General features: G+C 67.8%; 19 protein-coding genes. 10 read left to right on the forward strand and 9 right to left on the reverse strand.

Annotated elements, in window-relative coordinates:
• Position 1: 1 nt before the first annotated feature.
• From KIT25_21645 to KIT25_21660, 4 genes are read right to left on the reverse strand one after another with little or no spacing between them, the layout of a single operon-like run.
• Positions 2-1,603, reverse strand: coding sequence for a PAS domain S-box protein (locus KIT25_21645; GenBank protein ID UYN94600.1), 1,602 nt, complete (start codon positions 1,601-1,603; stop codon positions 2-4).
• Between the two features lies 1 nt (position 1,604).
• Positions 1,605-2,720, reverse strand: a complete 1,116-nt coding sequence (locus tag KIT25_21650; protein UYN94601.1) for a hypothetical protein — start codon at positions 2,718-2,720, stop codon at positions 1,605-1,607.
• Positions 2,713-3,666: a glucokinase gene (gene glk, locus KIT25_21655; GenBank protein UYN94602.1), complete on the reverse strand. Its 954-nt coding sequence runs from the start codon at positions 3,664-3,666 to the stop codon at positions 2,713-2,715. Before glk ends, KIT25_21650 begins: the two co-directional genes overlap by 8 nt.
• Positions 3,663-5,033, reverse strand: a complete 1,371-nt coding sequence (locus KIT25_21660; GenBank protein ID UYN94603.1) for a beta-glucosidase — start codon at positions 5,031-5,033, stop codon at positions 3,663-3,665. Before KIT25_21660 ends, glk begins: the two co-directional genes overlap by 4 nt.
• 170 nt (positions 5,034-5,203) lie before the next feature.
• On the opposite strand from KIT25_21660, the gene KIT25_21665 reads away from it, so the two are divergent.
• Entirely contained in the window at positions 5,204-5,860 is a 657-nt protein-coding gene (locus KIT25_21665) for a CBS domain-containing protein (protein ID UYN94604.1), read from the forward strand.
• On the opposite strand, the gene KIT25_21670 is transcribed toward KIT25_21665, so the two are convergent.
• The 3 genes from KIT25_21670 to KIT25_21680 are packed head-to-tail and all read right to left on the reverse strand — an operon-like array spanning position 5,857 to position 8,271.
• Positions 5,857-6,072: a hypothetical protein gene (locus KIT25_21670; protein ID UYN94605.1), complete on the reverse strand. Its 216-nt coding sequence runs from the start codon at positions 6,070-6,072 to the stop codon at positions 5,857-5,859. The two genes, KIT25_21665 and KIT25_21670, sit on opposite strands and share 4 nt — an antisense overlap.
• Before the next feature lie 13 nt (positions 6,073-6,085).
• Positions 6,086-7,429: an oxygen-independent coproporphyrinogen III oxidase gene (gene hemN / locus KIT25_21675; GenBank protein UYN94606.1), complete on the reverse strand. Its 1,344-nt coding sequence runs from the start codon at positions 7,427-7,429 to the stop codon at positions 6,086-6,088.
• A 5-nt stretch (positions 7,430-7,434) separates the two neighbouring features.
• Positions 7,435-8,271, reverse strand: a complete 837-nt coding sequence (locus tag KIT25_21680) for a universal stress protein (GenBank protein UYN94607.1) — start codon at positions 8,269-8,271, stop codon at positions 7,435-7,437.
• Between the two features lie 126 nt (positions 8,272-8,397).
• On the opposite strand from KIT25_21680, the gene KIT25_21685 reads away from it, so the two are divergent.
• Positions 8,398-9,108, forward strand: coding sequence for a sulfite exporter TauE/SafE family protein (locus tag KIT25_21685; protein ID UYN98020.1), 711 nt, complete (start codon positions 8,398-8,400; stop codon positions 9,106-9,108).
• A gap of 1 nt (position 9,109) precedes the next feature.
• Here the strand turns inward: KIT25_21685 and KIT25_21690 are convergent, their stop codons facing one another.
• Both KIT25_21690 and KIT25_21695 read right to left on the reverse strand, forming a co-directional pair.
• Entirely contained in the window at positions 9,110-9,586 is a 477-nt protein-coding gene (locus KIT25_21690; GenBank protein UYN94608.1) for an Hsp20/alpha crystallin family protein, read from the reverse strand.
• Positions 9,587-9,660: 74 nt separating this feature from the next.
• Positions 9,661-10,452: a DUF2189 domain-containing protein gene (locus tag KIT25_21695; GenBank protein UYN94609.1), complete on the reverse strand. Its 792-nt coding sequence runs from the start codon at positions 10,450-10,452 to the stop codon at positions 9,661-9,663.
• A gap of 133 nt (positions 10,453-10,585) precedes the next feature.
• On the opposite strand from KIT25_21695, the gene ccoN reads away from it, so the two are divergent.
• From ccoN to ccoS, 8 genes are all read left to right on the forward strand, one after another.
• The gene (ccoN, locus tag KIT25_21700) at positions 10,586-12,049 is read left to right on the forward strand and encodes a cytochrome-c oxidase, cbb3-type subunit I (protein ID UYN94610.1); all 1,464 of its coding nucleotides are present in this window, start codon (positions 10,586-10,588) and stop codon (positions 12,047-12,049) included.
• 13 nt (positions 12,050-12,062) lie between these two features.
• Positions 12,063-12,791, forward strand: a complete 729-nt coding sequence (ccoO, locus tag KIT25_21705; protein UYN94611.1) for a cytochrome-c oxidase, cbb3-type subunit II — start codon at positions 12,063-12,065, stop codon at positions 12,789-12,791.
• A 12-nt stretch (positions 12,792-12,803) separates the two neighbouring features.
• Positions 12,804-12,953, forward strand: a complete 150-nt coding sequence (locus tag KIT25_21710) for a cbb3-type cytochrome c oxidase subunit 3 (protein ID UYN94612.1) — start codon at positions 12,804-12,806, stop codon at positions 12,951-12,953.
• 10 nt (positions 12,954-12,963) lie between these two features.
• Positions 12,964-13,824, forward strand: coding sequence for a cytochrome-c oxidase, cbb3-type subunit III (ccoP, locus tag KIT25_21715; protein ID UYN94613.1), 861 nt, complete (start codon positions 12,964-12,966; stop codon positions 13,822-13,824).
• A 19-nt stretch (positions 13,825-13,843) separates the two neighbouring features.
• Entirely contained in the window at positions 13,844-15,289 is a 1,446-nt protein-coding gene (ccoG, locus tag KIT25_21720) for a cytochrome c oxidase accessory protein CcoG (GenBank protein ID UYN94614.1), read from the forward strand.
• A 10-nt stretch (positions 15,290-15,299) separates the two neighbouring features.
• Entirely contained in the window at positions 15,300-15,776 is a 477-nt protein-coding gene (locus KIT25_21725; GenBank protein ID UYN94615.1) for a FixH family protein, read from the forward strand.
• A 71-nt stretch (positions 15,777-15,847) separates the two neighbouring features.
• On the forward strand, positions 15,848-18,136 hold the full coding sequence (gene cadA, locus KIT25_21730; protein ID UYN98021.1) for a cadmium-translocating P-type ATPase: 2,289 nt from the start codon (positions 15,848-15,850) through the stop codon (positions 18,134-18,136).
• Positions 18,136-18,273: a cbb3-type cytochrome oxidase assembly protein CcoS gene (gene ccoS, locus KIT25_21735; protein ID UYN94616.1), complete on the forward strand. Its 138-nt coding sequence runs from the start codon at positions 18,136-18,138 to the stop codon at positions 18,271-18,273. The genes cadA and ccoS overlap by 1 nt, the downstream gene beginning before the upstream one ends.
• The last annotated feature ends 12 nt before the right edge of the window (positions 18,274-18,285 follow it).

Raw genomic sequence — 18,285 nt, forward strand, 5'->3', positions numbered from 1 at the left:
ACTAGACGGCACGCTCCGCTTCCTCCTCCTCGGTCGCCATCCTCAACGTGAAATGGAAAGCCGTTCCACCGGTCGGCGGCGCCTCCACCCAGATCTTCCCGCCATGGGACTCGATGATCGTGCGGCAGATCGAAAGACCCAACCCCATCCCCTTGCGCTTGGTCGTCACGAATGGCTGGAAGAGGTGCGCTGCCACTTCGGGGGCAAGCCCCCGGCCGGTGTCGGAAACGCTCACCTGGGCCGTGCCATCTCCGCCAGCACGCGTGGCGATCCCGAGTCTTCTTGGACCGGAAGATTCCATCATCACGTCTATCGCGTTGCGGATCAGGTTGACGAGTACCTGCTGAATCTGAATGCGGTCGGCAAGGACGGTGTCCGCCGCGGGATCGAAGCGGAATCCGACCTCCACTCCGTTCTCACGTGCCCCTATCAGAGCCAGCGTGCTTGCGTCCTCCACCAGCTTCGGCAAGTTCTCGACATGCCGCTCGCTCTCGCCGCGTGCGACGAACTCGCGCAGCCGGCGAATGATATGGCCGGCCCGCAGGGCCTGGTCGGCGGCCTTCTCGACCGCATCCCGCAACAGTCCTGAGTTCTCGCTCTCGACCTTGTCGAGCAGACGGCGGCAGCCCTTGAGATAGTTGCTGATGGCGGTCAGCGGCTGGTTGATCTCGTGCGCCAGTGTCGAGGCCATCTCGCCGAGCGCGGTGAAGCGCGACATGTGCGTGACCTCGGATTGAAGCTCCTTCAGTCGGCTTTCCGTGAGTTGCTGAGCCGTCAGATCACGGATGAAGCCGGTGAAGTAGTGGCGGTCCGCCGATTTCAGCTCGCCCACCGTCAGATGCATGGGGAAGGTCGTGCCGTCCTTGCGCTGGCCGACGACGATGCGGCCGATGCCGATGATGCGCTTCTCGCCCGTCGACAGATAGCGCTCGAGGTAGGAATCGTGTTGCTCGCGATATGGCGACGGCATGAGCTGGCTGACGTTGCGGCCCGACACCTCGTCCATCGTGTAGCCGAACAACCGCTCTGCCGTGGTGCTGAGCGATTCGATGCGCCCCCTCTCGTCGATCACGATCATGGCATCCGGCACCGTCTGAAGGATCGACCGCAACCGGGCCTCGGCGGCGTCCAACGCCTCGGCGATGCCCTGGCGGTCGCCCGCCGGTCGCGGCTCCACTCCATGGAGGATCCATTGGACGGCACCATCGGTGCCCAACACCGGTGCGTTCGACATGGCGGCCGGTGGCGCTATCGCGCCGTCCGCGCCTCTCCCTCCGATGGGTTCGAGCACTCCGCCATCCAGCCGATCCGGCTGACGACTCGATACTACCCTTCGGAGCGAGGACAGGAGCGCTTCGACGGCCGGGCCCGGCGCGAAGCAATCCTGGATCCGGCGGCCGACCATGGCATGGGAGGCGAAGCCGAACATCCCGGCATATGCCTCGGATGCCGCCGCGATCCTCAAATCCGGTGCAAGAACCAGTTCCGGGCGCGGGGAGCGTACTACCCATTCGGCGACGGCGGGACCGAGATCCAATTCTGAGTCCGCATCGTTCATGCAACTCGCACGATAACACACACCCGCCCACTCTTTCGACGGCAATCTAGGCGGGCAACGATCCGAGCGGCCGCCCGGAGGAACGGGCTTCGATATCCAGGCGATCGAAAGCGCGCAGCAGCGTGCCGACACGAACGGCCGACGACACCCATTCGGCCAGGCGCGGGTAGTTGTCCACCAGCCAGCTGAACAGGCCTTGCACGGCCACGAAGGCGGCCGCCGCCTGCGTGACCTCGCCCAGCAGCATGGCGCCCTGCACGTAATTGGGGACGCACAGGATGAGGCCCACGAGAGGCGCCAGCAAAGTGTTGCCGTGCGACACCACGGTCGTCCGCATGTGCTGGCCAGCGAGGCGTTTCCATTGGCGAATGGCTTCGGCGAGTGCCGAGCCGACGGCGGCAACGAGTGGCGGGTCAGGCCGCGGCCCGTTCTCCTCCGCGCGTTCGCGCAGATGGGCGACCGCGAATTTGAGTTCCGATTCGGCCTGATTCTTGCGCTCGATGACATGGGCCATGTTGCTGCCGATCAACACCATCGCGCCGGTCGTCAGCGCCGCATAGATTATCGCCGCGAAGACCAGGAACCCCGGAACTTGCAGGGGGAGGCCGAATGGCCGCAGGTCGATCGAGCCGCCGACCGTCCAGAGCACGACGATGAAAGTGCCTGCCGTGAGAATGGAACTGAGCAGGCCCACCACGAGATCGATCGGAGCATCCGTGGCCACTCGCGCGTCCTCGGCGATCCTGTACTCGGCCAGCTGATGCTCTCCGCCTCCGGACTCGAGGCGACGATAGTTGCCGTTCGACAGCCAGATCTCGACCAAGTGGGCAGTCAGCCAGTTGCGCCACAATCGCTGGAAGCTCATCCGGCCCCACACGGCGAAGACCGCCAGCGCGATGCTTTGGCCGGCAAGCACCAGCAGCACATGGGTCTGATGCCAGATCTCGCGCCCGTCGCGTCGCTCCAGGGCATTGAAGAAGTCGCGATTCCAGAGATTGAGCCAGTACTGATTGACGATCTGCAGCACGACGCAGATCGCCAGCAATGAGATCAGGCCCCACGAGATCCACGCCGACTCGCGCGACAGAAAGCCGAAGGCAGTGCGCCAGAAGCGGCGCATCGATTCCCGTCCGACGGCCTTCGCCTCGCCGGCCTCAACCATGGCCCGCGCTGCCGAGCGCGGCCAGCCCGACGAAAGCGGGATCGGGCTTCATGACGACCTTCGTGGGAATGGCGGCGAGATAGCGATGAAAGCGGCCCTTGGCCTCGAAACGGGCGCGGAAACTGGTGACCGCGAGATGATCGACGATCCTGGGGACGATGCCGCCACCGATATAGACCCCGCCGCGCGCACCGAACATCAGTGCGGCGTTGCCGGCGACGGCACCGAGGAAGCCGCAGAAAGCATCGAGTGCCTCGCGGCTTCGCGCGCAGCTTCCCTCAACCGCCGCCCGGGTGACTTGCGCCGGCGTCCGCCGCTCGGGCCGGGCGCCTTCGAGTTCGGCGATCGCCTCGTACAGATTGACGAGACCGGATCCGGACAGCACGCGCTCGGCGGAAACATGCCCGAAGCGGCGATGCAGGATGGTGACCAGCGCCGCCTCACGGGCCGAGCCCGCGGCGAGCGAGGCATGACCTCCCTCGCTGGTCAGAACGCGCGCGCCGTAGCCGCCGCGAAGCAGGCAAGCCATGCCGAGGCCAGTACCGGGCGCCACGATCGCCAGCGGTTCGCCGGGCCGTCCTTCTTCCGGCCCGATGCTTCTGAGATCGGCGCGCCCGAGGTGAGGCAGGGCCAGCGCCAGGGCCGCCAGATCGTTGATGATGCGGACCGGCCCGAGCGCGAAGCGCTGCTGCAGTTCGATGGCGTCCACCACCCAGCGCGCATTGGTCATGGCGCAGCGCGGCCCGTCCACGGGGCCGGCGACGCCGAATACGGCACCGTCGAATTTCTCGCCGCCGCCACCACGGCGCAAGAACTCGGCGACGGCATCGGCTGCGGTCGCGTAGTCACTGACATCGAGGGACGTCACGGGTCCGACGACCCCGCTGAACAGGACGGCGAATCGCGCCCGCGTCGCCCCGATGTCGGACAACAGGACCTTGGTCATGTGGCCGTGCCGGCTTTCGCCGCCTCCGCTTGGATCAACTGCCCGTACCAGTGAGCCGACGCCTTCGGGATTCGCCGCTGACTGGCATAGTCGACATAGATCAGGCCGAACCGCGTATCGTAGCCCGCGCCCCACTCGAAATTGTCGAGCAGAGACCAGACGAAATAGCCGCGCACATCAGCACCGGCCGCGACGGCCTCGCGCAGGGCGTCGGTATAGAGCGCGAGATAGCCGATGCGCTCGTGATCGACGATGTGACCGGTGGGATCGGGCTTGTCTGCGCCGCCCGCGCCGTTCTCCATGACGTAGATCGGCCGGCCGTAGCGCTCGTGGGCGCCGATCAGGACGTCGCGAAAGGCATCGGGGTCGACCTGCCAGCCTATCGGCGAGCGCGGAACATCCTCCGGAGCGTCAGCCCACGCGAACCCCCAGGGAGAGTCCGCCGACGCCTTCGCGTAGACCGGCGAGTAGTGATTGATGCCGAGCCAGTCCACCGGTCGCGCGATCCTCGCGAGATCGCCGTCGCGCTGGAACGGCTCGATGGCCTCGGCGAGTTCAGGGGGATAGACGCCTAGCATTTGCGGATCCGGAAAGGCCCGGTTCCAATAGGCGTCGAGAAGCCGCGCAGCCTTCACGTCCTCGGCCGTGGTGCCGACCGGCCGGCTCGGCTGGATGTTGTGAACGGCGCCGATCGACGCGCGCGGCACAGCCGCGCGCAGCGCGTCGACCGCGGCTCCGTGCGCCAGGTTGACGTGATGGATGGCCTTGTAGTGATCGGCCCGTGCGCTGCTGGCCGGCGGATGCCAGCCGAAGGCGTAGCCGAACAAGACGAAGACGCCGGGCTCGTTGAACGTTGCAAAGCGCTTCACGCGCCCGCCGAAACGTTCGCCAACGAGCTGCGCATAGTCGGCGAACCAGCCGACGATGTCGCGATCCGCCCAGCCGCCGACATCCTGGAGCGCCTGCGGAAGGTCCCAGTGATAGAGGCAGAGCCAGGGCTCTATGCCGGCCGCCAGCAGGCCGTCGACCAGCCGGTCGTAGAAGGCGAGGCCCTTCTCGTTCACCGCGCCCCGGCCCGTGGGCATGACGCGAGGCCAGGCAACCGAGAAGCGATAGGCGCCGACGCCCATCCGGCGCATCAGCTCGATGTCCCCGGCGTAGCGATGATAGTGATCGCAGGCGACGTCTCCGGTGTCGCCGTTGGCGACATTGCCGGGCACTCTGCAGAAATTATCCCAGATGCTGGGGCCGCGGCCGTCCTCGAGTGCGGCCCCCTCGATCTGATAGCTCGACGTCGATACGCCCCACGTGAAGCCCCTGGGCAGCGGCGTGGTGCGAATGGATGCTGGTGGCAACGGCTGTGACATCGCAAGGATGCTGCGGGTCTGCGTTCAACGCCACATTGAGCCATGTCAACAATCCGCCGTGCTCGACGTTGATCTGCCGCAACGTCGGCCGGACTTACGCGGCCCAGAATGGTGTTTTCTCGATTGCGGGGTCCGCCATGCACGCTGGACGAGTCATGACTAGGGAAGTAGTGACGATCAAAGCTGAGGCCTCGGTCTACGATGCCGCACAGATCCTGCTCAACAGCGGCATCAGCGCGGCGCCAGTGGTCGATGCCGATCATCGCATGATCGGCATCGTGAGCGAGGCCGATCTCATGTACCGGCCGGAGATCGGCACCTTCCCGACCAAATCGTGGCTCCAGCGGTTGCTGACGGCGGACGAATCGCGTCGGGCGCGGGACTACATCCGCTCGCACGCCCATCGCGTCGCCGACGTCATGTCGAGGGACGTCGTATCGGCCAGCGAGCACGCCGACCTGCAGGAGATCGCCGAGCTGATGCAGGAACGCGGCATCAAGCGCATTCCCATCGTGCGTGACGGTCGTCTGGTCGGCATCGTCAGCCGCGCCAACCTGCTGCAGGGATTGATGGCCCGCGAGTCTTCCGTTGGCGCCGCCGCGATCGACGACCAGGCGATCCAGACAGCGGTATCGCGGGCGATCGCGACGCAAGGGTGGGCAAGCTGCCAGGCGCCCAAGGTCGTGGTCGAGAAAGGCACGGTCCATCTCTGGGGCACGGCGCCAAGCGAGCCCATCAGGGACGCGATCCGGATCGCGGCGGAAGCCGTGCGAGGCACCCGGCGGGTGCACAACCACATGATCGTCCGGCCGGTGGCGCCGGCTTAGGGTCGAATGAAGATCAGCGGATTGTCGTCGTCGAGGTTGTCGGCGGCAGCGGCCAGTTCGGAGGCGATATCGTCGTTGCTGCGACTGCGCTTGAAAATGCGGATGGCCTCCGACAACAGGCACCGGGCCACCACGTCGTCGGCGATCGACCGGGACGCGGCCTCGGCGAGCGCCTGTTCGACGTGTTTTGCGACCATCTGATGGGTGCTCATCGCTTCAGGCCTCCTAGATTGCCCGGGAATGGCGCCCGCTGGCGCCGGTGTAGTAGCGGTCGAAGGCGGCGCAGATCGACCTGACCAGAGGTCGTCCGCGCTGCGTTACAATCACGTGCGTGCCATCGAGGTCGATCAGACCGTCGCGCGACAGTGCAACGAGCCCCTCGATCGAGGCCAAGAACGCGGCCGGTGCGATACCGCGGCGCCGGCAGGGGTCGGCCACGTCCGCCTCGTAGGCGCACATCAGCCGGCCGATGATCTCGCCGCGCAGCCGATCCTCCGCGTCGATCGCGATGCCGCGCGCGGTGGCGAACCCGCCCCCTTCCAGCGCGGCCATGTATCTCCCGGCATCGACGGCGTTCTGGGTGTAGCCGCCCGACAGGCTCGAAATGGCCGATGCGCCCACGCCCACCACCCAAGGCGAGGCCTCGGCGACATAGCCCTGGAAGGTGCGCCGCAACGTGCCGCCCTGGGCGGCACGGGCAAGCGCATCGCCTCGCCGGGCGTAGTGATCCAACCCGACCCGGACATAGCCCGCTGCGATCAGCCTCCGCGCGACCAGATCGGCCATCTCGGCTCGCACCGACGCCTCCGGCAGGACAGACGGGTCGATCAGCTCCTGGTGGCGCTTCATCCAGGGAACGTGGGCATAGGCGAACACGGCGAACCGATCCGGGCCAAGCGCCACCGCCTGATCGAGTGTTCGCGCCACCGTTTCCGGCGTCTGGTGAGGCAGGCCGTAGACCAGGTCGATGTTGAGCCTCGCGATGCCGGCCGACCGCAGCCGCTCGACCGCGTCCGACGTCGCCCGATAGGACTGAACGCGATTGATCGCGTGCTGAACGGTCTCGTCGAAATCCTGCACGCCGAGACTCGCGCGCGTCACGCCGGCGGTCGCCATCGCCTCTACGAGCTCAGCCGAGCAATGACGCGGATCGACTTCCATCGACACTTCGGCGTCGGCGCGACGGTCGAACAGGGCGGACACCCGCCTGGCGACCGCGAGGATGCGATCGGGTCCAAGCTGGGACGGCGTGCCGCCGCCCCACTGGATCGCGTCGAGCACGAGGCCTGGCGAGGCGCGTGCGGCGAGCGCGAGTTCCGCTTCCATCGCCCTGGCATAGGCCGCGAGCGTCCCGGGCTGGCGCATCGCCACGGTGTGGCAGGCGCAGTACCAGCAGAGTTCGCGGCAGAACGGCACGTGCAGATAGAGCGCCGCGCTCGCCTCGGCGATCTCGCCCAGCCATCGCGCATGCTCGGCCGGCCCAACGCCGGCCGTGAACTGGGCCGCCGTCGGATAGCTTGTGTAGCGCGGGACCGGCCGGTCGTAGGCCGCAATGAGGGCCGGTTCCATGGCTTTCAGTGCGACATCAGCACCGGGACGGTCATGCTGGCGATGACCGTGCGACTGGCGCCGCCCAGCACCAGCTCGCGCATGCGTGAATGCCCGTAGAGGCCCATGACGATAAGGTCGATGTCGTGGTCGGCTGCCCGAGAGAGGATCACGTTGCCGACGTCCGCGTCGGCCGCGACGTCACGCTGGACGGTGACCTTGACGCCGTGGCGGGCGAGCCACGTGGCAACATCGGCGCCCGGCTCCGCGCCGTGGCCCTCGGGCGAGGTGTGCGGATCGATCACCAGGACCATGACCTTGGCGGCCTTCTGCAGGATCGGCAGCGCGTCGGTGGCGGCGCGCGCGCTCTCGCGACTGGCGTTCCAGCACAACAGGACGTTCTTGCCGATCGGCTTCTTGGCGCCGATGTGGGGCACCACGAGAATCGGACGCCCGGTCGAGAGCGCAATCGCCTCGGGCAGGTCGCCCGGCGTCGGCGTCGAGTCGTCGGGGTCGGTCTGGCCGACCACCAGCAGGTCGGCGTAGCGCGCCTGGACGGCGAGCTCGCTGTCGATGAAGCCGTTGGCGACGCGCCATTCGGAGGACAGGTGCTTGCCTTTCAGCGACTTCTCGAAGACGGCGGCGGCGGCCTTCTGATCGTTGTTGGCAGACTCCTCGTAGGCCTGGAACAAGGTGTCCATCGGCATCCCCCCCTCGAAGAACATGGGCGACTGGAAAGGGGGCCGCGCATGAATCCCGACGAGGTGGGAGCCGAAGCGCTGGGCCACGTCCGTCGCGACATCAAGACGCTGGGCCAGCTTCTTGCCGGCGTCGCAGTTGACCAGGATCGTCTTGTAGCTCATCGGCTCCTCCTCTGATGTCGGGCGAGAGAGGAATGCCACGCCTCGCCCGCTTCCGTATTGACGCAGGTCAAGCCGGCGCGTTGCGAAGCCGCGTATTCGAGCGGCATGGAATTTGTCGCCGAAGTGATGGCGGTCTGCCGCGCCGCTCTGGGCGATGCCGGACGATCGACAGCCGGCCTGCCGCTGTCGCTGTTCCTGATCGGGCTCGCCGGCAGCGTCGTGCACTGCGTCGGCATGTGTGGGCCGTTCGTGCTCGGCCAGGTCGTGGCCGGCGCCGGCGCCGCGCGGACGCGCTACGGCGAATGGCAGCGCCTCGCCGACGCGACGCTGCTGCCCTATCACCTGGGCCGCGCCACCACCTACACGGCGCTCGGCGCGATCGCCGGCGCGACAACGGCGCTCTTCGCCGCCAGCCCGTCGTTCGCCTGGCTCACCGCCGCGCTCCTGGCGTTGGCGGCGGCATTGCTGATCGTGCAGTCGCTCGGCCTCGCGGCCTTGCCCGGCGTCCCCTGGACGATCGCCCTGTCCCGCTTCGCCCGGCCGCTCACCGAGGCGCGTGGCCTGCCGGCGCGCTATGCCCTGGGAGTCGTTCTGGGGTTCCTGCCGTGCGGCCTGCTCTACGGCGCGATCGCCGCGGCGGCCGGCACGGGCTCGGCGGCCGAAGGAGCGGTCGCCATGGCGGCCTTCGCGCTGGGCACCGTGCCGGCCCTGGTGGCCGTGGGCTGGGGCGGCCTGATGCTGCGGCGGCGCCTGGGCAGCATCGCGCGATGGGTAGCAACGCCGCTGTTGCTCGCCAACGCCGGGCTGCTGCTGGCGCTGGCGAGCCAGCGTCTGTGACTTAGCCTGCCTTGACCTCGACCTGCTTGACCGCGGCCGGCGGATTGGCGGTCTTGGGAATGTCGATGGTCAGGACGCCCTTGGCGAACCTGGCCGCCAGCTTGGCGTGGTCGGCATCGCTCGGCAGGGTGAAGGCGCGCGTGAAGCTGCCGTAGCTGCGCTCCGAATAGTGCGTCCTCTCGTCCGTGCGCTCGATCTTCTTCTCGCCCGTGATGGTGAGCACGTCGTCCTCGACCGTCACCTTGACGTCCTTCTCGTCGAGACCGGGCAGTTCGACCGTCACGGCGTAGGCTGAGCCGTTCTCCTTCACCTCCACCTTGGGAACGTGCTCAAACGCACGCAGCGCGCGCGGTTCGGACATCGCCGGCAGTTCGGGCAGACCGAACGGCCAGCCGCGCATCATCCGGTTGAACATCTGGTCGAGATCGCCGATGAATGGCGACTGGCCGCGGGGCATCAACGATTTCGCTTCTGTCATGTCGACCTCCTTTTCGGACCCACTGGATCCGGGAGATTCCTACGCGCGCCGAACGACGGGCTGGTTGATCGAGATCAAGCCGTCGTCGGAAAGCGCACGACGTCGCGATAGGCATGCCAGGTGGCATGGGCTACGACCGGCAACACGACGACGAGGCCGAGCAGGCCGGGCACCATGGCGAGCGCCACCAGCACGACGATCAGGCCGGCCCACAGCAGCATCGGCCGGAGATTGAGCCGCACCGCGGCGACCGAGGTGGCGATCGCCTCGAACAGGTTGGCATCGCGGCGATCGAGCAAGTAGGGCATCGAGAAGGCACCGACGAGGAAGGCGAGCGCGGCCAGCATCGCGCCACAGCCCATGCCGATCGCCAGGAACGGCAGGCTCTTGCTGGAGTACCAGGCGAGGTCGAGGAAGCGGTCCCACGACGGCACGGTGCGCCATTCGAACACCGCGAAGATCAACTGTGCGATGCGCATCCACGCGAGATGCAGCAGCAGCAGCACCAGACCCATCAACGCGATCTGCTCGGGATTGCGTCGCCATGCCAGCAGCGTCGTTTCGCCGTCGACGACATGGTTGGCCTCGAGCCGCCGGCTGACCTCGTAGAGGCCGACAGCGATGAACGGACCGACGAAGAAGAAGCCGGCGCTGAGCGGCAGGACGAGATAGGGCAGGTCGAACCAGAGCAGCAGCGCGATCGCCAGCCATCCGGCGAGCACCGGCAGCAGCCCGTAGCCGAGGCTGACCGTCGGCACCGACCACAGGTCGCGCCATCCCGCCGCGAGCCACGTCCAAGGCCGGTCGAGCGGCACTTTCCTGATATGCGGCTGCGGGCCGCGGAAGACTGCCACCATTTCGCTCATGCACGTTTCATCCCGGCGATTTCATCGCGGCGACAAGGTGGCCGGGCCCATCGAGGCCGACCTTGATACACATCAAAGTCGCTCGCCCCGACGGCCCCTAGGGTCCGCCCGCGCCATTCGTGCGGGAGCCCCGATGTCCAGCCAAGCCGTTTCGTCCGCCCCTTCATCGATCTCGCCGCGCTATGTCGAGGACGTCATCCGCGCCGGCGTCGTGCTCACGGTGTTCTGGGGCATCGCCGCCTTCCTGGTCGGCGTGGTGATCGCCGCCCAGCTCGTCTGGCCGCAGCTCAGCCTCGACAGCGAGTATCTGACCTTCGGGCGTCTGCGACCGCTGCATACCTCCGCCGCCATCTTCGCCTTCGGTGGTACGGCGCTGATCGCCACCTCGTTCCACGTCGTGCAGCGCACCTGCCGCGCCACGCTGTTCGGCGGCGCGCCGGCGGGCTGGTTCGTGCTGCTGGGCTATCAGCTCTTCATCGTCATCGCCGCCACCGGCTACCTGCTCGGCATCACGCAGAGCAAGGAATACGCCGAGCCCGAATGGTATGCCGATCTCTGGCTGACCGTCGTGTGGGTTACGTACCTGATCGTCTATCTCGGCACCGTGATGAAGCGCGAGGAACCGCACATCTATGTCGCGAACTGGTTCTACCTCGCCTTCATCATCACCATCGCGATGCTGCACATCGTCAACAACCTGACGATCCCGGTGTCGATCGTCGGCGTGAAGAGCTACAGCGCCTGGTCGGGCGTGCAGGACGCCATGATCCAGTGGTGGTACGGCCACAACGCGGTCGGCTTCTTCCTGACCGCCGCCTTCCTCGGCATGATGTACTATTACATCCCCAAGGCGGCGAACCGGCCGATCTATTCCTACCGGCTGTCGATCGTCCATTTCTGGTCCCTGGTGTTCCTGTACATCTGGGCCGGCCCGCACCACCTGCACTACACGTCGCTGCCCGACTGGGCGCAGACGCTCGGCATGGTGTTCTCGGTCATGCTGTGGATGCCGAGCTGGGGCGGCATGATCAACGGCCTCATGACGCTGTCGGGCGCGTGGGACAAGCTGCGCACCGACCCGGCGCTGCGCTTCTCGGTCACCGCCGTCGGCTTCTACGGCATGTCGACTTTCGAGGGGCCGGTCATGTCGATCAAGGCGGTGAACTCGCTCAGCCACTACACCGACTGGACGATCGGCCACGTCCATTCCGGCGCGCTGGGCTGGGTCGCCTTCATCGTGTTCGGCACGGTCTACTACATGGTGCCGAAGCTGTGGAACCGGCCGGCCATGTGGTCGACGCGCCTGATCGGCTGGCACTACTGGATCGCCACGCTCGGTATCGTTCTCTACATCACCGCGATGTGGGTGAGCGGCATCATGCAGGGCCTGATGTGGCGCGCCTACGACGAGCTCGGCTTCCTGCAGTACTCGTTCGTCGAGACCGTCGCGGCGATGCAGCCCTTCTATCTCATCCGTCTGGTGGGGGGCGTGTTCTTCCTGGGTGGCGCCCTGCTCATGGCCTTCAACGTGTGGCGTACCCTGCGCGCGGTGCCCGAACGGGCGACGCTCGCAGAGCGCCCGGCGATCGCGGCGTAAGGAGATATTCGCGATGTCCTACTTTCGTCACGAGATCGTCGAAAAGAACGTCATCCTGCTGGTGGTGCTGACGCTGATCACCGTGTCGATCGGCGGCTTGGTGCAGATCATCCCGCTCTTCACCATCGAGACGACCATCGAGCGCGTCGAGGGCGTGCGGCCCTATACGCCGCTCGAGCTGGCCGGTCGCAACATCTACATCCGCGAAGGCTGCTATGTCTGCCACAGCCAGCAGATCCGCCCCTTCAAGGACGAGGTCGAGCGCTACGGCCACTACAGCCTGGCGGCCGAGAGCATCTACGACCGGCCGTTCCAGTGGGGTTCCAAGCGCACCGGCCCGGACCTAGCGAGGGTGGGCGGCCGCTATTCCAACGACTGGCATGTCGAGCACCTCGTCTCGCCGCGTGCCGTCGTGCCGGAGAGCATCATGCCGGCCTATCCATTCCTCGCCGCACGCAAGCTCGCCTACGGCGACATCGCCGACCATCTCGAGGCGCTGCGCGTCGTTGGCACCCCCTACACCGACGAGATGGTGAAGAACGCGCGCGCCGATCTTGAGGCGCAGGCAAGCCCCGATGCCGACACGACCGAGTTGCTGAAGCGCTATCCGCGCACTCCGGTTGGTAAATTCAACCCGTCGGCCGAGGCCATCACCGAGATGGATGCGCTGGTCGCCTACCTGCAGATGCTGGGCACCCTGGTGCAGTTCGCCGACATCCCGCCCGAGCGGCTGCGGCAATAGGAGGACGTGGTCATGTTGCAGAGTCTCGGCGAGATCCTATCGTCGATCTGGACCGTGTGGGCGATTGGCGTGTTTGCCGGCATCGGCTTCTGGGCGTGGCGTCCCGCCAACCGCGCGCGCTTCGAGCGCGACGCGCACATCCCCTTGAACGACGAAGGCTGAGGGCCGCGACATGCCGACCAAGATCGAGAAGGATGCGGTCACCGGGACCGACACTACCGGCCACGAATGGGACGGGGTGAAGGAGCTCAACACGCCGCTGCCGAGCTGGTGGATCTACACCTTCTGGGCAACCATCGTGTTCGCGATCGTCTATTGCGTCCTCTATCCCGCCTGGCCGTCGCTCGACGGCCACACCAGGGGCGTTCTGGGCTACTGGAGCCGCGCCGAGCTCGCGCAGGAACTCGACACCCAGGTCAGGGCGCGGGGCCGCTACGTCGAACGCATCCGCGCCACGCCGCTCGCCGACATCGGCAAGGACCCCGAGCTGCTCAACTTCGCCATCGCGGGCGGCCGCTCGGCGTTCCAGACCAATTGCGTACAATGCCACGGCGCCGGCGGTGCGGGTAGCAAGGGCTATCCCAACCTCGCCGACGATGAATGGCTGTGGGGCGGAAAGCTCGACCAACTCCACGCGACCATCGCCTACGGCGTGCGCAACGCCCATGAGAAGTCGCGTCAGTCGGCGATGCCGCGCTTCGGCGCCGACGGCATCCTCACGGCGGCGCAGGTCGGCGCCGTCACCGACTACGTGCTGAGCCTGTCGGGCCACGGCACAGCCGCACCCGAGGGCGCCAAGCTGTTCCAGGACAATTGCGCGGCCTGCCACCAGGCCGACGGCAAAGGCAACCAGGATTTGGGAGCGCCCAATCTGGCCGACGGGCTGTGGCTCTATGGCGGCGACCGCAACTCGATCTATCGCTCCGTCTTCTACGCCCGCAACGGCAGCATGCCGGCCTGGGCCGATCGGCTCGACGAGGCGACCCTGAAGATGCTCGCTATCTACGTCCATTCGCTGGGCGGCGGGCGCTGAGGAACCGCGTGGGGCGGTCATGGACACCAGGCTCAACGACGAGGATGCCGTCTCGGTACGGGTCCGCAAGGAAGCCCAACCGCTCTATGCGACGCGGATAAAGGTCTATCCGCGCGCTGTCGCCGGGCGTTGGCGCACAATCAAGTGGAGCGTGCTCGTCCTTCTGCTCGCCCTCTATTACCTCGTGCCCTGGCTGCGCTGGGATCGCGGACCGGGCGCGCCCGACCAGGCGATCCTGATCGATCTCGAAGGCCGCCGCGGCTGGTTCTTCGACGTCACGATCTGGCCGCAGGAAGTCTACTTCGTCACCGGCCTGCTGATTCTCGGTGCCGTCGGCCTGTTCCTGGCGACCTCGCTGTTCGGCCGCATCTGGTGCGGCTTCGCCTGCCCGCAGACCGTATGGACCGATCTCTTCATGCTGGTCGAGCGCCTGATCGAGGGCGACCGCAATGCCCGCGTCAGGCTCGACCGCGCGCCGATGTCGGGCGGCAAGATCGCGCGCAAGGGGCTGAAGCACGCGGCCTGGCTGGCGATCGCCGCGGCGACTGGCGGCGCCTGGGTATTCTACTACGTCGACGCTCCCTCGACGGTCGTGAAGATCTTCCGCGGCGAAGCCTCTCTGGAGATCTACTTCTTCATCGGCCTGCTGACCGCGACAACCTACATGTTGGCCGGCTGGGCACGCGAACAGGTCTGCACCTACATGTGCCCGTGGCCGCGCTTCCAGGCGGCAATGCTCGACGAGCAGAGCCTGCTGGTCACCTACGAAAAGTGGCGTGGCGAGACGCGCGGCAAGCACAAGGCCGGCGCGAGCTGGGAGGGCCGCGGCGACTGCGTCGACTGCACGCTCTGTGTCGCCGTCTGCCCCATGGGCATCGACATCCGCGACGGCCAGCAGCTCGAATGCATCGGCTGCGGCCTTTGCGTCGATGCCTGCAACCAGACCATGGACAAGGTCGGCCGGCCGCGCGGCCTGATCCGCTGGGACACGCTCGCCCGCCAGCAGGACCGCGAGCGGCGAGCGGCGGTCGGCGCCTGGCGCGCGTTGCGCCCACGCACCCTGCTCTACGGCGCGCTTCTGCTGATCGTCACCGGGGCGATGCTGACGGCCTTCCTGCTGCGCACCGACACCGAGCTGACCGTGCAGCGAGACCGCAGCCCGAACTTCGTGCGTCTCAGCAACGGCGACATTCGCAACTCCTATACCGTCAAGGTGCTGAACAAGACGCGCGAGGAACGCAGCCTCGTGCTCTCGCTCGACGGCCTCGCGCAGGCGAGTCTCGCCCAGGTTGGCGACGGCGCCTTCACCGTGCATCCCGACAGCGTCGGCACCTTCCGCATCCTCGTCACCGTGCCCGCCACCGCCGCGCCGTCGGGATCGAGATCCATCGAGTTCATCGTGCGCGACCGGCAGGGCCGCGAACGCGCCGCGCACGGCGCCGTCTTCATCGGCCCGGCCCGATAGGGAGCATGTCATGACCACCGCCTCCGTCCAGCGCAGCCGCCACATCCCGTGGATCTTCGTCGCCGGCTTCGCCGTCGTGGTAGCGGTCAACGCCGTGATGGTGTGGTTCGCCGTCGGCTCCTTCTCCGGCCTCTATGCCCACAAGCCCCGCGACCGCGGCCTGCACTACAACCAAGTCGTCGCCGAGCAGCGCGCGCGCGACGCCCTGGGCTGGCGGATCGATAGCCGCTGGCACCCGGAGACAGGACGCCTGGAGGTCGTCGCGACGGCCGCCGACGGCGTGCCGCTCGCCGGCGCCCGTGTTTCGGTCGAGCTGGTGCGGCCGGCCGAGAAGCGCCCGCCCTTGGGCATCGCCATGAGCGCCGTGGGGATCGGCCGCTACGCCGGCTACGTAGACCTGCCAGCGCGCGGCAACTGGGACCTCGACATCGTCGTGGAATTCGACGGCAAGCGCTATGCCGTCACACGCCGGATGTTCCTCCAGTGAGCGACATCGCCACATTGCTTTCCTTCCCGGCGCGCCCGCCGGCGGCGCTGTGCGCGCATTGTGCCGCCGAGCTGCCGGCCGACGCGACGTCGGGTTTCTGCTGCGCCGGCTGCGCCAGCGCCCACGCCATCATCGGCGCGGCGGGTCTCGACTCCTTCTACCGTCGGCTCGAGGACACGCACGCCCGCCGGCCCGAGTCCCTCGACATCGACTTCACGCCGCACGCCCGCGCCTCGGGCACCGACGAGGCGGCGCTCGACCTGCTGGTCGACGGCCTCGACTGCGCGGCCTGCGTCTGGCTGATCGAGAGCCTGCTGGCGCGCAACCCGGCGATCGTGCAGGCGCGCGTTAACCTTTCCACACGCCGCCTCGCGCTGCGCTGGCGCGGCACGCCGGCCGAGGCCAACGACCACGCCGCGCTGGTCGCCGCGCTGGGCTTCCGCCTCGCCCCCTTCGAGTCGCTGAAGGCCTCGGCGCAGGACGACCGCGAGGCGCGCGACCTGTTGCGCAGCCTCGCCGTCGCGGGCTTCGCGGCCACCAACGTCATGCTGCTCTCGGTCGCCGTCTGGGCAGGACACGACGGCTCGATGGGCGACGCCACACGGACCCTGTTCCACTGGCTGTCGGCGGCGATCGCGCTGCCAGCCATCGTCTATGCGGGGCGGCCGTTCTTCCGCTCGGCCTTCGCCGCGCTCAAGGCCGGCCGCAGCAACATGGACGTGCCGATCTCGATCGGCGTGACGCTCGCCTCGATCGTCAGCCTGCATGAGACATGGACCAGCCAGCAGCACGCTTATTTCGACTCGGCGATCACGCTCCTCTTCTTTCTGCTGATCGGCCGCTATCTCGATCGTCGCGCGCGCGGCCGCGCCCGGCAGGCGGTGCAGGCGCTGCTGGCACTGTCGAACCGCAACGTCAGCGTACTGCTGGCGGATGGAACGGCCGCGTCGCGCCGCGTCGATCAGTTGAAGTCGGGCGACCTGTTGCTGGTCGCGGCGGGCGATCGGCTCGGCGCCGACGGCGAGGTCGTCGACGGCGTCTCCTCGCTCGATGCTGCGCTGGTCAGCGGCGAGAGCGTCCCGGTATCCGTCGAGCCCGGCACGAAGGTGTTCGCCGGCATGGTCAATCTCGGCGCGCCGCTGCGCGTCAAGGTCGCGGCGACGGGCGAGCGCACGCTGCTCGCCGAGATCGTGCGCCTGGTCGAGGCGGCCGAGCGCGGCCGCACGCGCTTCGTCGCGCTGGCCGATCGGGTGGCGCGCGCCTATGCGCCGGTGGTCCACGTCACCGCGTTGCTCGCCTTCCTCGGCTGGATGTTCGTGGGCGGCCTGCCGTGGGATCGCGCCCTGTTGATCGCCACCGCGGTGCTGATCATCACCTGCCCCTGCGCGCTGGCGCTGGCGGTGCCGGTCGTACAAGTGGTGGCGAGCACGCGGCTGTTGCGGGCCGGCGTTCTACTGCTCTCGCCAACGGCGCTCGAGCGGCTGGCCCGAATCGACCATGTCGTGCTCGACAAAACCGGGACGCTGACCCTCGGCCGACCCGAGCTGGTCGACTGGACCGGCAGCCCCGCGGCGCTGCGGCTGGCCGCCGGCATCGCCGCCGGTTCCCGCCATCCGCTGGCGCAGGCGCTGGTGCGTGCCGCGCCCCTCGTCGCCGTTTCCGAGGGCGTCGTCGAGCATCCCGGACTGGGCCTGCAACAGGGCGACGTCCGGCTGGGCTCGGCACGGTTCTGCGGCGTGCAGGCGGCGAGCGACGACGGCCGCTCTGAGCTGTGGCTCAGCCGACCGGGCCATGCGCCGCAGCGTTTCGCCTTCGCGGACCGGCTGCGTCCGGATGCGGCAGCCGCGGTGACGTTCCTCCAGGCCGACGGCCTGCCGGTGGAGCTCCTGTCCGGCGACCGTCCGCTCGCGGTTGCCCAGGCAGCGCGGGACGTCGGAATCGCCTGGCGCGCCGAACAGAGGCCTGCCGACAAGGCCCGACATCTCGAGAGCCTAGCCGCCCAGGGCAAGCGCGTGCTGATGGTGGGCGACGGGCTGAACGACGCACCGTCCCTCGCCGCCGCCCACGCCTCCCTGTCGCCGGCCACGGCGTCGGAGGCCACCCAGAACGCCGCCGACGCGGTGTTCCAGGGCGACAGCCTGCTGCCCGTGGTCGAGACGGTGCACGTGGCGCGCCAGGCCGACCGGCTGGTGCGACAGAACCTGGCGCTGGCGCTCTTCTACAACCTCGCCGCGGTGCCGCTCGCCATCGCCGGCGAGGTGACGCCGCTGGTGGCGGCGATCGCCATGTCTTCGTCCTCGTTGCTGGTCATCGGCAATGCGCTGCGGCTTGGATCCAGATCAAGGCGGAGGATGCCCTGATGGATAGCCTTCTTTTGCTCGTGCCGGCCGCCCTGCTGCTCGGACTGATGGCCTTGGCGGCGTTCCTGTGGGCGCTGCGCAACGGCCAGTTCGACGATCCCGACGGGTCGGCGGGCCGCATCCTGTTCGACGATTGACCTTCGAGGAGT

It is taken from the genome of Enhydrobacter sp., assembly GCA_025808875.1.
GTDB lineage: Bacteria > Pseudomonadota > Alphaproteobacteria > Reyranellales > Reyranellaceae > Reyranella.